General features: G+C 58.0%; 16 protein-coding genes and 1 pseudogene. 9 read left to right on the top strand and 8 right to left on the bottom strand.

What is annotated here, in order from left to right; all coding sequences use genetic code 11:
- Positions 1 to 34: 34 nt before the first annotated feature.
- Together ACR0B8_RS11825 and regB are read right to left on the bottom strand one after the other, a co-directional pair.
- Complete coding sequence (locus ACR0B8_RS11825) at positions 35 to 1,540, bottom strand: PAS-domain containing protein (RefSeq protein WP_170349529.1); 1,506 nt, start codon at positions 1,538 to 1,540, stop codon at positions 35 to 37.
- A gap of 64 nt (positions 1,541 to 1,604) precedes the next feature.
- The gene (gene regB, locus ACR0B8_RS11830; protein WP_226689004.1) at positions 1,605 to 3,002 is read right to left on the bottom strand and encodes a sensor histidine kinase RegB; all 1,398 of its coding nucleotides are present in this window, start codon (positions 3,000 to 3,002) and stop codon (positions 1,605 to 1,607) included.
- Positions 3,003 to 3,094: 92 nt separating this feature from the next.
- On the opposite strand from regB, the gene ACR0B8_RS11835 reads away from it, so the two are divergent.
- The 3 genes from ACR0B8_RS11835 (at position 3,095) to ACR0B8_RS11845 (ending at position 4,748) form a co-directional block, all read left to right on the top strand.
- The gene (locus tag ACR0B8_RS11835) at positions 3,095 to 3,715 is read left to right on the top strand and encodes an SCO family protein (protein WP_170376586.1); all 621 of its coding nucleotides are present in this window, start codon (positions 3,095 to 3,097) and stop codon (positions 3,713 to 3,715) included.
- An 85-nt stretch (positions 3,716 to 3,800) separates the two neighbouring features.
- On the top strand, positions 3,801 to 4,355 hold the full coding sequence (locus tag ACR0B8_RS11840) for an ActR/PrrA/RegA family redox response regulator transcription factor (protein WP_142637470.1): 555 nt from the start codon (positions 3,801 to 3,803) through the stop codon (positions 4,353 to 4,355).
- Positions 4,356 to 4,373: 18 nt separating this feature from the next.
- A complete protein-coding gene (locus tag ACR0B8_RS11845; protein WP_480658462.1) occupies positions 4,374 to 4,748 on the top strand; it encodes a hypothetical protein in 375 nt (124 codons plus the stop codon).
- 47 nt (positions 4,749 to 4,795) lie between these two features.
- Here ACR0B8_RS11845 and ACR0B8_RS11850 read toward each other — a convergent pair whose 3' ends face one another.
- Complete coding sequence (locus tag ACR0B8_RS11850; protein ID WP_170349525.1) at positions 4,796 to 5,389, bottom strand: HD domain-containing protein; 594 nt, start codon at positions 5,387 to 5,389, stop codon at positions 4,796 to 4,798.
- A 204-nt stretch (positions 5,390 to 5,593) separates the two neighbouring features.
- Between ACR0B8_RS11850 and ACR0B8_RS11855 the strand changes: the two genes are divergently transcribed.
- From ACR0B8_RS11855 to ACR0B8_RS11870, 4 genes are all read left to right on the top strand, one after another.
- Positions 5,594 to 5,908, top strand: coding sequence for a hypothetical protein (locus ACR0B8_RS11855; protein WP_170349524.1), 315 nt, complete (start codon positions 5,594 to 5,596; stop codon positions 5,906 to 5,908).
- Between the two features lie 101 nt (positions 5,909 to 6,009).
- On the top strand, positions 6,010 to 7,398 hold the full coding sequence (ahcY, locus tag ACR0B8_RS11860; protein WP_170361099.1) for an adenosylhomocysteinase: 1,389 nt from the start codon (positions 6,010 to 6,012) through the stop codon (positions 7,396 to 7,398).
- A 13-nt stretch (positions 7,399 to 7,411) separates the two neighbouring features.
- Positions 7,412 to 8,161: an extensin-like domain-containing protein gene (locus ACR0B8_RS11865; protein ID WP_170361101.1), complete on the top strand. Its 750-nt coding sequence runs from the start codon at positions 7,412 to 7,414 to the stop codon at positions 8,159 to 8,161.
- A gap of 142 nt (positions 8,162 to 8,303) precedes the next feature.
- The gene (locus ACR0B8_RS11870) at positions 8,304 to 8,645 is read left to right on the top strand and encodes a DUF2853 family protein (protein WP_170361103.1); all 342 of its coding nucleotides are present in this window, start codon (positions 8,304 to 8,306) and stop codon (positions 8,643 to 8,645) included.
- A 194-nt stretch (positions 8,646 to 8,839) separates the two neighbouring features.
- Here ACR0B8_RS11870 and ACR0B8_RS11875 read toward each other — a convergent pair whose 3' ends face one another.
- The 5 genes from ACR0B8_RS11875 to tsaD form a co-directional block, all read right to left on the bottom strand.
- Positions 8,840 to 9,961, bottom strand: coding sequence for a hypothetical protein (locus tag ACR0B8_RS11875; protein ID WP_480658460.1), 1,122 nt, complete (start codon positions 9,959 to 9,961; stop codon positions 8,840 to 8,842).
- Positions 9,962 to 10,121: 160 nt separating this feature from the next.
- Entirely contained in the window at positions 10,122 to 10,544 is a 423-nt protein-coding gene (locus tag ACR0B8_RS11880) for an EVE domain-containing protein (RefSeq protein WP_170349519.1), read from the bottom strand.
- On the bottom strand, positions 10,544 to 10,813 hold the full coding sequence (locus tag ACR0B8_RS11885) for a YciI family protein (RefSeq protein ID WP_170349518.1): 270 nt from the start codon (positions 10,811 to 10,813) through the stop codon (positions 10,544 to 10,546). Before ACR0B8_RS11885 ends, ACR0B8_RS11880 begins: the two co-directional genes overlap by 1 nt.
- Before the next feature lies 1 nt (position 10,814).
- Positions 10,815 to 11,777, bottom strand: a complete 963-nt coding sequence (locus tag ACR0B8_RS11890) for an NAD(P)H-dependent glycerol-3-phosphate dehydrogenase (protein ID WP_480658458.1) — start codon at positions 11,775 to 11,777, stop codon at positions 10,815 to 10,817.
- Complete coding sequence (gene tsaD / locus ACR0B8_RS11895; protein ID WP_480658456.1) at positions 11,774 to 12,871, bottom strand: tRNA (adenosine(37)-N6)-threonylcarbamoyltransferase complex transferase subunit TsaD; 1,098 nt, start codon at positions 12,869 to 12,871, stop codon at positions 11,774 to 11,776. The genes ACR0B8_RS11890 and tsaD overlap by 4 nt, the downstream gene beginning before the upstream one ends.
- 97 nt (positions 12,872 to 12,968) lie before the next feature.
- Here tsaD and ACR0B8_RS11900 point away from each other — a divergent pair, with 97 nt between their 5' ends.
- Both ACR0B8_RS11900 and ACR0B8_RS11905 read left to right on the top strand, forming a co-directional pair.
- Entirely contained in the window at positions 12,969 to 13,682 is a 714-nt protein-coding gene (locus tag ACR0B8_RS11900) for a uroporphyrinogen-III synthase (RefSeq protein ID WP_480658454.1), read from the top strand.
- Between the two features lie 54 nt (positions 13,683 to 13,736).
- Positions 13,737 to 13,960: pseudogene (locus tag ACR0B8_RS11905) on the top strand (hypothetical protein); the annotation flags it as partial.

The raw sequence follows: 13,960 nt of genomic DNA on the forward strand, positions 1-13,960 counted from the left end.
CAATGACCTTACGCCCGGGCGGCTGCAACCCGGTTCAGGCGCTGATTTGACGGATCGGCAGGGTTGACGGCGCATCCTCGACCGAGAACCGCACAATCGTTGCGCCGTTCTGCATGGGACTGACCGTACAGGACAGTTGGGTGCCGTTCCGCAGCTTTAGGTCGTTGGACCATTCAACACGGTTGTCGCGCATTTCCACAAAATCGCGAATCTCGCCGAGGATCGGTGAGGCAACGCATTGTTCCTGCCAGCCACGCGTCACATCCAGCACGGAATCCGGTTCGAACCCGGCCTCACCAGAATCCCCCCACAATTGTTGATAGGCGCGGTTGGTAAAAGCCAGTGTTCCGTCATCACCAAACACCGCGATGGCATCGGCCAACTTATCCAGAACCGATTGCATCAGATCCATTTCCGAGCGGAAGCGCCGGGTCAGGGTAATCTCGGCCGTGATATCTTCGAACAGAAAAGCCACGGCGCCGTCGGGATGGGGCCGCCCGCTGACCGAATATACTGACCCCGAGGGCAGCGACCAGGTTTCCTGGTAATTCCCGTCCTCGGCCGCTTCGAGCAGGTCGTTCATCTGGTTGCGCCACCCGCGATAATTCTTGGGTTCCGGCATCATGTGTTGATCCCGCAGTCGGTCAAAAAAGCTGGACAGACTGGGGCGGCAACTGAGGAAATCCGGGGGCAGGGTGGTCAAATCGATCAGCGCCGGGTTGAACAAGGCCAGTTGTCGGTTGCGGTCAAATATGGCCAGCCCGATAGACAATTGAGCAAAGGTTTTCGTCATGGTCTGGACGAACTTGCGCTGAGCGGTCTCTGCGGCGACGATGGCATTGATATCGACGGCATAGCACAGGTGCCCCTCGGGGTGATCCACCAGAGTGAGATCGAACCACAGCTTGTTGCCGCTGCCTTCGGACGAAATTGAGATGCGGCTTTTTGCCCCCAACCGTGCGTCTTCATCAGTGCCGGGGAACATCGGTGCGGTCAAATCAGTATCCTGACCGCGGACCTTGCGCACAAGTAAGACATAGGCGGCATTGCACCAGCGCACGTTACCTTGATGATCCAGCAGCCAAACCGGATAGGGGGCCTGTTCCATCGCCAGCCGGATCGGGTCTTGGGGGTCGCGCTGCACCGGGTCGGGGCGGTCGGTACTGTCGCGCAGTTGCACCCGCACGATCCCGTCGATCCATTCACACAGGACATCGCGTTCGATGGTGCAGTCGATGGCAGGAATGATCAGGGTACCTTCGCGTCGAATACGGTCTGGTGTTTCCGGAAAGGTCGGAAAGTCCCGTTGCAGCAGGCGGCGCAGATCAGGCCAGTCGCGGACTGCCTGAAACCCTTCCAGAGCAATATCGGAATGGCTGATAAGGCGGTCCTCATCGAACAGAAACACTGCATCGAACAGCGACGCGGGTGAGGACAGACCGAAACTATCGCCCCGCTGCCGACGACGGGGCAAAAGCCATTGCACCGCCAGGCTAGCGGATACCAGGCTGATAGCGGCCAGAATGATCCAGTCGACCATGCTCTCCTCGGTACTGATATCACGAGAAGGAACTATGCGCGTTAATGGTTAACGGGGTCTTAACTCAGACCTGGATACGCTGGTTCGCACCCGACGGGACAGGCGTGTCGCCGGTTTGCGCGTCGATCAGATTTCGCGGCCAGGAAACCTGTACGATTGCGCCCCGCCGGTCTTTTTTGTCGCTCAGGTTCTGATAGGGATCTGACCCGTTGGCGAATTGAAGCTCTGCCCCGCTGCGTTCCAGCAGGGTTTTGGCAATGAATAACCCCAGCCCCATGCCTTCATACTCCGGGCGGGTCCGCTGATCGGATTCGGCTCGGCGGCGGCGCATGAAGGGATCACCGATACGGCCAATCATCTGCGAAGGGTACCCGCGCCCGTCATCCATGATATTGATGGTGATCTGATCGGTGGTCCATTCGGCCTCGACCCAGACATTGGCGCGGGCGAAATCCACCGCATTCTGGATCAGGTTGCGCAATCCGTGAATGATCTCGGGCTTGCGCAGGATCGAGGGTTGCTGCACATCACCGTCCCCGGCAGGCCCTTCGTCAAAATGCACCGTCTTGCCGCGATGAATATGCGGTTCGGCGGCTTCATGCACCACGGTGGACAGAGGAGCCTGCCGCAGATGCAGATCATCTTTGCCGGCACGGCCCATATCGCGCAGGATATCGCGGCAGCGATTGGCCTGTTCGCGGATCAGCGCGGCATCGTCTTTCAGGTCGGGGCGGTCATCCAGCTCTTCGATCAGCTCGGAACTGGTCAGCTTGATCGTGGCCAATGGCGTTCCCAGCTCATGCGCGGCGGCGGCGACCACACCGCCCAGATCGGTCAGCTTCTGTTCGCGCGCAAGGGCCATGTGGGTGGCTGCAAGCGCTTCGGACATGGATCGGACCTCGGAACTGACGCGGTGTGAGTAGGCGCCAATGAACACGATTGCGATCACGATCGCGGCCCAGTTTCCGAATAACAACATGTCGGGGATCAGCAACGCCTCGCCCTGCTCCGTGCGCAGCGGCAGATGAAACTCAGCCAGCAAGGATGCCACAACAATCGCAACACCCCCCACGATCAGGGTTGAACGCGTACTCATTACGTTTGCCGAAATGGTCACCGGCCCCAGCAGAAGCAACGCAAACGGGTTGTTCAGACCACCGGTCAGATACAGCAGAATGGCCAGTTGCAGTAGATCGAACAGAACCATCAGGAAGTTCTCGAACTCGGTCAGGCGCTTGTTTTGCGGGAACAGAAGAATGGCCGTCATGTTGCCCATGACCGAAACACCAATGGCCAGATAACACAGGGCCAGTTCCAGCTGCACGTGATAATATCGCTGTGCCACGGTGATGGCCGTGAACTGGCCAATGATGGCCACCCAGCGCAATAGGATCAGCGTGCGTAGCCGAATCCAGTTGCTGCCTTCCTGACCGGTCCACGAAGTGATGTTGGAATTTGCCATCGGTCTATTATGTCCTGTTGCATCGGCTGTTCATCTTGATAGGTGTCCCGGCGAAAACGATCAACAACCCCTCTCATTTCAGGATTGATGTCATGACCCGCCTTTATGCCATCCTCGCAACCGTAGTTCTGGCCGTTGGCCTGGGCGCCATGTGGCTGCTGACGCTGGGGGGCCGGTCGGACGATCAGTTCGCGCAATGCCGTTCCGGCCAGATCGCCGGTGGCTCAGCCGCGATTGGCGGCCCGTTCGAGCTGATCAACGGCAAGGGTGAGACCGTTACCGACAAAGATGTGATCACCGAGCCGACACTGGTTTATTTCGGCTATACCTTCTGCCCCGATGTCTGCCCTTTCGATATGTCGCGCAATGCCGAGGCCGTGGATATTCTGGCCGAGCGTGGCCAGTCTGTGACGCCGCTGTTCATCTCGATCGACCCGGATCGCGACACACCCGAAGTGATGGCTGATTATGCGTTCAATCTGGGCGGCAAAACCATCGCTCTGACCGGCACGCCCGAGCAGGTCAAGGCCGCCAGCCAAACCTACAAGACCTATTACAAGGCTCATGACAAAAGCGACGAATTCTATCTGGTCGACCATTCCACCTTTACTTACCTGATGACGCCCGAGCATGGATTCCTGGAATTCTTCAACCGCGACGACACGGCGGAGCAGATGGCCGACAAGGTCGGGTGCTTCCTGGATCAGATGTAGGGCGCACAGTCGATTTGACCTTTGAAATGGCGCTGCTATTACTCATGTTTAAGCCAAAGACGTAAAATTACGGAAAGAACAGAATATGGCGGACAGCTCTGACCTGGATATCGGCCCCGATAAATCCCTGCTTTTGGTGGATGATGATGAGCCGTTTCTGAGACGTCTGGCCAAAGCCATGGAGAAGCGCGGGTTCGAAGTTGAGACCGCAGGTTCCGTCGCCGCAGGCCGCGCCATTTCTACAGCCCGCCCCCCTGCATATGCCGTTGTCGACCTGCGGCTTGAGGATGGCAACGGTCTGGATGTGGTCGAAGTTTTGCGCGAAAAACGCCCCGACAGCCGGGTTGTGGTTCTGACCGGATATGGCGCGATTGCCACCGCCGTGGCCGCCGTCAAGATCGGCGCGACCGACTACCTGTCAAAACCCGCCGATGCCACCGACATCACCAATGCGCTGCTGGCCAAAGGTGACGAACTGCCGCCACCGCCGGAAAACCCCATGAGCGCGGACCGCGTGCGCTGGGAGCATATCCAGCGGGTGTATGAGCTGTGCGACCGGAATGTCTCCGAGACCGCCCGTCGCCTGAACATGCACCGCCGAACGTTGCAGCGAATTTTGGCGAAGCGCAGTCCGAGGTAGGCTACAGACTCAGTTCGAATGGTGTTGCAGCTATTGGCGAAAACCGCGCCTGAAACTTGGGTGCAACGTCTAGGCGCTTTGGTTTTTGGCGTCTGTTCCCTCGGAGCTCTGATCGTTGTGGGATCCATTGTTTTTCAAACTTGGAATGGACCATGGACTATGACCGGCTTAACGGCGAGTGTCTTTGGACTAGCAACTTGTTCTCTTTTGACCTTCTTCGGCATCGCCCATGCTTTGTCGGCACTTTTCCCCAAACTTATTGGGGCCAAGCAAACCCGTTCATCTCTGGAGCCCTTTGATACCGGTGAGATGAATGCGGAGAAATTGAGGTTTCTATATCAACTTATCGGCTGGTTGACTCTGATCGGTCTGTCTGTGATCGGATTTTTGTAGATTTCCTATTGATTGGACCAATTGATCCGAGAACACGCCATCCTTTGTTAAATCTTCTGGATCAGATTCTCATGCCGCGCCATATACGCCTCGCGTGCCTCAACCGGCGGGCGTAACGTAATCGTCAATCCTTCCATCACCGACTTATCCGGACGACCAAAGAACTTCGTCGCCTCGGCCTCGGAAAACCCCGCGATTTGCGTTGCCTCCATCCAGGCGCTGATCTTGTCGGCTTTCTTGATCTGCCGTTTCACCGTTTTCGGCACTGCAGCAGGCAACCCGAACCGAATGTGGATCGCGGCCGCCAGACGATCATCCAAAGCGCCGTAATCGGGGCCAACGGCGGATTTGACCGGCGAGATCATATCTCCGATCACATATTCCGGCGCATCGTGTAACAAAGCCGCGAGGCGCCATTTCACCGGTGCTTTGGGCGCAATCCGGCCAAAAAGCTCCTCAACCAACAGGGAATGTTCGGCCACGGAATAGGCGAAATCACCTGCAGTTTGGCCGTTCCAACGGGCCACAAAGGCCAATCCGTGGGCGATATCTTCGATTTCGATGTCCACGGGGGTCGGATCCAGCAGATCCAGCCTGCGCCCCGACAGCATTCTTTGCCACGCTCGTGCTTGTGTTGCCATTATGCCATGCCCTGTGAAGTCGCTCACGTAAGTTTTGGGTTTTTGTGTTATGATGTACCTGTCGAGATCACCAGCTGCCAACTTTTTCTTGACCAGACGTGCTTTGAATTGGCGCGTGGTGATACCGACATCTGTGCTGAGGGGGGTGCATGCTCCTCCTGGTGTGCCCCTCTCGGAACGTAACTCGTATCGAAGGGAGCTACTATGTTTAAGCGACTGTTTGGAATTACCCTGGCCTTTGGAATGGCCGCCACTGCCCCCCCTGCATTTGCCCAAGGTTGTGCGCAACGCGAGCATGTGATCGCCAAGCTGCAAGACAGCTATTCAGAAGAGCTGGTCTTTGGTGGATTGCAGAAAACGCGTGGTGCGCAGGCGGTTATGGAGGTTTGGACCTCGAAGGAAACCGGAAGCTACACGGTTCTGGTGACCCAAGCGAACGGCATTAGTTGTATTGTCGCCGTTGGCACCGATTTTTTTGAAGCGATCCCGAAGATTACACTAAAGGGTGAGCCCAGCTGATTTTTGCTGCCAAATAATCTGTTTTCGGCCATCTGCGTTGCTACCTGCCCCAAGGGATGCTAGGGGGCAGCCCGGACCTGCTTACCGGAATGGAGTATATGATGGCCGGGGACTATATCGTCAAAGACATTGCGCTGGCCGGGTTTGGCCGCAAAGAGCTGGACATCGCCGAAACCGAGATGCCGGGCCTGATGGCCCTGCGCGCGGAATACGGTGACGCAAAGCCCCTTAAAGGTGCGCGGATCGTCGGCTCGCTGCACATGACCATCCAGACGGCTGTTCTGATCGAAACATTGGTGGCGTTGGGCGCGGATGTGCGCTGGGCGTCGTGCAACATCTTCTCAACCCAGGATCACGCGGCGGCAGCCATTGCCGAGGCTGGTATTCCGGTCTTTGCGATCAAAGGCCAGACGTTGGAAGAGCATTGGGATTATCTGGACAAATCCTTCCTGTTCGAAGACGGCCCGAACATGATTCTGGATGATGGCGGCGACGCAACGCTGTATATCCTGCTGGGCGCACGTGCCGAAGCCGGCGAAGACATCATCCCCGTTCCGGGCTCGGAAGAGGAAGAAGTCATTAAGGCCCAGATCGCCAAGCGAATGGCGGCAAGCCCTGGCTGGTTCACCAAGATGCGTGATCAGATCCAGGGCGTGTCCGAGGAAACCACCACCGGTGTGAACCGCCTGTATCAGCTGGTGAAAGACGGCCACCTGCCGTTCCCGGCGATCAACGTGAACGACAGTGTCACCAAGTCGAAATTCGACAACAAATACGGTTGTAAGGAATCGCTGGTCGACGGCATCCGTCGTGCCACCGACACGATGATGGCCGGTAAAGTTGCTGTCGTTTGTGGTTATGGTGACGTGGGCAAAGGCTCGGCCGCCTCGCTGCGCGGCGCGGGTGCCCGTGTGAAAGTGACCGAAGTTGACCCGATCTGCGCCCTGCAGGCGGCGATGGACGGGTTCGAAGTCACTTTGCTGGAAGACGAAGTCGCATCGGCCGATATCTTCATCACCACCACCGGCAACAAGGACGTGATCCGCATCGAGCATATGCGCGAGATGAAGGACATGGCCATCGTCGGCAACATCGGTCACTTCGACAACGAAATTCAGGTGGCCAGCCTGAAGAACCACAAATGGACCAACATCAAGGAACAGGTGGACATGATCGAGATGCCGTCGGGCAATCGTCTGATCCTGCTGTCCGAAGGCCGTTTGCTGAACCTCGGCAACGCCACCGGTCACCCGTCATTCGTGATGTCAGCTTCTTTCACCAACCAGGTTCTGGCGCAGATCGAGCTGTTCACGAAGGGTGATGAGTACAACAACGACGTCTACATCCTGCCCAAGCACCTGGATGAGAAGGTCGCGCGCCTGCATCTGGATCGCATCGGTGTGAAGCTGACCCAAATGGACAGTGAACAGGCGGCTTATATCGGCGTGAAACCCGAAGGCCCCTATAAGCCCGAGCATTACCGCTACTGATCGCGGAACGGGTATGACGAAACGCAAGGGACGCCGCCGGATTTTGCATCTGGCGGCGTCTTTGTTTTTTACCCTCATTACGTTGCTGATCATCGTCGGTGGCGGCGGGTGGTGGCTGTTGTCACATCCGCAAACACCGGTGCCGTCGCATTGGAACCCGCTGCGGGAATTGACCGTCACGGCGCCGGTCACGCCGGTCACCGCCTACCAGATGCGCCGCGCTCTGGGGGATGAGGCCCAGTGCCGGGCCGCCCTCTCGGCGGCGGGCGTGGCTTTTGAGCGGATGGACGATCTGGTGGTCGATCAGAACTGTGGCATCGCCGGTCGGGGCCTGTTGACCCGGCTGGGCACTGCACGGATCGAGGCGGTTGAAACCAGCTGCGCGACAACTCTGCGGCTGGCCTTGTGGGAGCATCACGTGGTGCAGCCCGCCGCGCGCGATTTTCTGGGCACCGACGTGCGCGCCTTACGCCACGTGGGCAGCTACAATTGCCGCCGGATGCGCACAGCGCAGGGGCAGCACAGCGGCTGGAGCAGCCACGCCACCGCGGACGCGATTGATATAATCGGCCTGCAACTGGGGGATGGCCGATCCCTGATCCTGCTGACAGATTGGGACACGCCCGGACCCGAGGCCGCTTTCTTGCATCGGATTGGACGTGGTGCTTGTGACTGGTTCCGGGTTGTTTTAGGGCCAGATTACAATCGCTTGCACGCCGACCATTTCCACCTGCAGGGTCCGGGTTGGGGCTTTTGCCGCTAGGCCAGCCGGGCCGATTTGCGCCTTAATCGGCAATAGGGGGAGAAATCCCCAAATTTTTTCCTTTCGGAAAAATATCCGTCGCGGCTAACCTTAACGAAGACGGTAAGGGTGCCGTTTCATTGTAACTTAGGGAGATTGGGACATGGGAAAACGCGACGAGCTGATCGCAAAATACGCAGATGATCTGAAAAACAAATGCGGAATGGACCCTGACATGGACCTGCTGACCAAGGTCACAATCGGATGTGGTCCGGCGATCTATGACGCCGACGCGGCGACCGTGGCTGCCACGCAGGAAGGTGAGATCGAGACGGTCAAGAACAACTTTCTGATCAAGAAGCTGGGCCTGTCAGACGGGCCAGAGTTGACGGGCGCAATCAACACTGCGCTTGAAACCTATGGCATGTCTGAGCGTAACAAATACCGCGCCGTTGTCTATTACATGCTGACCAAGCATTTCGGCAAAGAGTCGGTCTACGGCTGATCCCTTGATGCCCGTCAGGCCACTGGCGGGCGTTTTCAATTTTAAGCACTTGGTGTTTGTGCTGACCACCAGAACTCGACTAATATCTAAGAGTGACCAGTACGGTCAGAGCCAAAGATTTCCAGACGCGTGTGGTGAATAGGGAGCACGCGGGGGTAGGGAAGGTTCTGCATCGTCGGAACCTTCCCGCATTTTTATTGGAACTCTTCAAGAATTCGGGCAACAAACCGTTCCACTGAATCTGGCCCTCGATTTGGTTGGCGTTTTCTTCCACCCCCCTTACCGGCCAGATAAACCTCGATATGGCCCGGTCGCGTTTTTGGACCGGACTTCGTAAAGTCCCGAGAGATACCGCCAAGCAAACTTGCTGTCAGTTCCGCAATTTGCGCGTCCTTGGGGTGATAGAATCGGACCTGAGTCGCCTTCACGGCATAATTTACTCGCGCCGTTGCAATCACGTCAGTCTGGTCCGAGGTCAAAATCTCAAGCACGGCGATGCTGGTTTCGTTCGACACGCCAACGGGTACAAAAAGAGATACCCCTGTTTCAGCCGGCTGGTCATGATTAGGCAGGCTGTCATGTTTTTCGGGAATCACGAGAACCGATCTCGGTGCGGTGGCTCGGGCGATCACGACGTCAGGTACGGTTGTTAGCGGCGCCCCCGGTTCGTAAGAGCCTTGTTTCACCGGTGGCAATAGCGTCTCACCCCAGGCTGGCTCATAGTTCATTGGAACAACTGAACTGCTCTTTTCTGACCCTGGCCCCGTATTTGCAGTGGACGTCTTGTGCGTCACTTTGGCAAACCGCGAAATCGGTTCTGCCGCGTCCGATTCCAAGCTGGACAGGGTCGTATCACCGTCATTTGGATCACCCGCCACCGGATTTGCGTCTGCGTCGATTTCTGCTGTTGTATCAATAGATAGGCTGGTTTGAACCACCGCGTCGGGGTTTCGCCATCCTGCCAAAACACTTGTTGCGGCCCAATGCAGGGCAGCGCCACAGAACATTGCACCAAAAACGATCGGATACATGCGATTGACGCGCTGTTTTCGGGGCGGTTGTATTGGGTGTTTCGACTGAGAACTTTTGAACACAACCTGCTCAAATTTGAATTCACCGGGTTCTGCGGGGCTGTCTTCCTGCGGCGCTTCAATCTCGATTTCCGGTGACATTTTCAGGTGACCTGATTGCTGCACATCGGCCAGCGCAGCGGCGCGCTGTTTTCGCGCAATCTCAAGGCGCGCTTCCCAGCATTTTGAACTCAGCTCAGCAGCAATGTCTTCGTTCTTCCCACCGCTGCCTTCAACGTCAGACATGGGTTCTTGCTTTCGAATTGATCAACCAAAGATCGAGCAACACCAAAAGACAGACGACCACTGAAACTGCGGCCGCCATTGCCCCCACATGGTGCAGCTCTAAAAATATACCATTTTATTGGTGGTTTGAGAAGGTTTGCACCCTTAGACGTTGATTCCGTCAATCCGGTTGGGTGGCCCCCAGCGCACAGATGGTTGCCCATTCCTCATCAGTCACAGGTTGAACGGACAGGCGCGAGTTTTTCACCAGCACCATCTCGTCCAGACGTTCATCTGCCTTGATCTGCTCCAAAGTGACAGCTGTGGTGAACGGGCGTACAGCCTTGATATCCACACATTCCCAGCGTTCATCATCTGTGGTGCTGTCGGGGTGGGCCTCGGCGCAGACCTCGACAATGCCGACAATCGCCTTGTCCTTTTGCGAGTGGTAGAAAAACCCGCGGTCACCGATTGCCATCTGGCGCATGAAATTGCGCGCCTGATAATTGCGCACGCCGTCCCACTCTTCGCCCGCATCCCCTTTGGCAACCTGCTGGTCCCAGCTCCAGGTTGAGGGTTCGGATTTGAACAGCCAATATGCCATCAGCCGACGACCTTCTTCCATACGATCAGATCAACGGATTGAAACAGCCCTGCTTTGGCATAGGGATCGTTGTCTGCCCATGTTTGCGCAGCAGCCATGTCCTCGACCTCAAGAATGATCAACGAGCCGATCATCGCGTCGCCGTCCAGCAGGGGGCCTGCCTGTGCAACAACGCCAGTTTCCTCGATATAGGCCAGGTGGTTGGCGCGATTGTCCAGCCGGGTTTGCAGGGCACCGTCCTTGTCCTTGGCGATCAGGGCAATGAGCATATTATTCCTCCTTGAGGGGTCGGTTGAGCAGGGTTTGAATGGCTTGGGGCACACTATAGGTACCGTGGCTCAGGTCGGCCACCGTGGCGCTGATGGGCATGTCCAGCCCCTCAGCCGTGGCAATGTCCGCCATGGCGCGCGCGGTTGCGACGCCTTCGACCGTTGTTTGGCTGTCGAAAGGGCGATTTTGACCCAAACACAGGCCAAAACGATAATTTCGGGACAATTCGGATGAGCAGGTCAGCACCAGATCGCCCAATCCAGACAGGCCCATCAAGGTATCGGGACGCGCACCGCGCATCAAAGCGAACCGCTGCATCTCGGCAAAGCCACGGGTCATCAGGGCAGCGCGGGCACTGTCGCCCAGCCCGGCCCCAATGGCAGCGCCGCAGCCGATGGCCATGACGTTTTTCAATGCTCCACCCAGTTCCGCGCCGATCACGTCGGTGGTGCGATAAAGGCGCAGGTTCGCAGTGGTCAGTTCGGTCTGCAGCGTTTCGCTTAGATCACCATCCGCGCAGGCCAGCGTCAGCGCCGTGGGCAGCCCGCGCGCGATGTCATCGGCAAAGCTGGGCCCGGTCAGCAGGGCCGGGCGCGCATCCGGGATGGTCCGGCGGATCACCGAGATTGGACCAAGGCCTGAGGACAGTTCGATCCCCTTGCAGCAGGCAACCAGGGTCTTTCCGGCCAGAACCGGGGCATGTTCCGTCAGAGCCGCGCGCAGTTTCTGCATGGGAACCGCCAGCAGCAAGACATCAGCGGTCACTGCGTCCTGCATGTCGGCTGTCACCAATACTTCGTCCGGCAGAGCCACATTCGGCAGGCGCGCTGCGTTCTCGCGGCTGTCTTGCATTTGGTTGGCTTGCTCGGTGTTGCGCGACCACAGCGTCACCGGCCCATTCCCGGCCAGCGAAATCGCCAAAGCGGTGCCAAATGCCCCGGATCCAAGGACAGCGATGCTCATGCCTTGGCCCCTTTCTTGCCGCTGCCCAGCATGGCGGGACTGGTCTGATCCAACGGCCAGCGGGGCCGGGCGGTCAGGTCCAATCCATCCCGGGCACCGGTACGAAACCGCTCCATCCCGGCATAGGCAATCATGGCGGCGTTATCGGTGCATAGGTTCAGCGGCGGGGCCGTGAATCGCGCACCTTTTTCTATGCAAACAGTCTCTAATGCTGCACGAATGGCCGAATTTGCTGCTACGCCACCTGCAACCGCGATCACCGGCTCTGCAGGGTTTTCCTCCAAATACAGATTCATCGCCCGGCGAGTTTTTTCGGCCAATGTGTCGACAATGGCCTGCTGAAACCCAGCGCACAGATCTGCGCGGTCCTGTCGGGTCAACCCACCCTTTTCGGCAACGATCTGGTCTCGCATCCGCATCAGCGCGGTCTTGAGTCCCGAGAACGACAGATCACATCCTGGCCGGTCCAGCAGTGGGCGTGGAAAGCGGAATCGCTTGGGATCGCCCGACCGGGCTTCGACCTCGACCGAGGGGCCGCCGGGTTGCGGCAAGCCCAGCAGTCGGGCGGTTTTGTCGAACGCTTCGCCGGGGGCATCGTCGATGGTGCCGCCCAGACGGGTGAATTTTTCCGGTCCGTGGGCAATCAGGTACTGACAATGCCCCCCCGAGACCAGCAGCATCAGATAAGGAAAAGCGATCCCATCCGTCAGACGAGGTGTCAGGGCATGCCCGGCCAGATGGTTCACCCCGACCAAAGGCAGGCCAGATGCTGCACTCAGCCCCTTGGCACACATGACACCCGACATGACGCCGCCGATCAGACCCGGCCCGGCGGTGACCGCGATGGCGTCCATATCGGCCAGGGTCAGCCCTGCGGACTGTAACGCCTGCACCACGCAGACATCCAGTTTTTCGGCATGCGCGCGGGCGGCAATTTCGGGCACTACGCCGCCAAAAGCGCTGTGCAACTCGGTCTGGCCATGCACGATAGAAGACAGAACCTCGGCCTCTGCACCATCGGTTTGGCGCACGACGGCGGCGGCCGTGTCATCACAGCTGCTTTCCAACCCGAGGATGGTAAGTGTTTGCACCATTGGCCTGATCCGTTACACCATGACTGCCAAGCGGGGTATCACCCTGCGCGGATGCAAACAATCCCAAGGCGGAAGGCGCCGACCGTTGTATTTGTTGATGACCCGCCCGCGCGCCGCCTCAGAACGGTTTGTCGCGCAGCTGCCGGCCCGCACCAGATCCCGGGTCAAGGTCATCTATTCCCCGCTACTCGAAATCAACCCCTTGCCGATTAATGTCGACACCAGTGGTGTGCGGGGACTGATTTTCACCTCGGCCAATGGGGTGAATGCTGCCGTATCCTTGGGCTTGTCTCGGAACATGCCCGCCTTTTGCGTCGGCCCTGCCACCACCAGCACGGCCCAAAGTGCTGGTTGGAACGCGCAGATGGTTGGCGCAGCGGCCGAAGAACTGGTGGCCTATCTGCTGAAACATCGCCCCGACAGCCCGCTTTTGCATTTGCGTGGAGAACACAGCCGGGGCAATGTCGCCACCCGCCTGACCGAGTCGGGACTGACCGTGCGCGAACAGGCCGTCTATCAGCAGCGCCTGTTACCGCTGACACCCGAGGCCGCAGCCGCCACCGATGGCAAAGAGCCGGTCATCGCACCGTTATTTTCGCCCCGTACGGCGCGACAATTTGCCGATATCTGGTCTGGTTCAGCGCCCCTGTGGCTGGCCGCAATCAGCGAAGCGACTGCGGAACCCCTTTATTTTTTGGACTATGCGCATCTAAGGGTCGCCAAAGCGCCAACCCCCAAGAAAATGCGGAAAGCGGTTAAAAAACTTGTGAAACATGCGATGCGGGTTGAGGGTAGCGATACCACCGATTAACTTAGAGTGGCCTGTTATTCATATGATTTTGGATTCGATAAGGGGAATGTTGCGGTGGCTCGTAAGAAGAAAACCGATCAAAAGCCAGTGGAAGACCCCAAGTCGGACGAAGCGGTCGAATCCACAATTGCCGAGGAACAAGCTACTGTTGACGCGGCCGAGCCGGTAGAAGAGGGCTTTTCCGAAGCCGAAGCCGAAGCCGAAGCCGAAGCCGAAGCCGAAGCCGAAGCCGAAGCCGAAGCCGAAGCCGAAGCCGAAGCCGAAGCCGAAGCCGAAGC

The sequence above is a fragment of the Ruegeria sp. BH6 genome, from assembly GCF_056538105.1.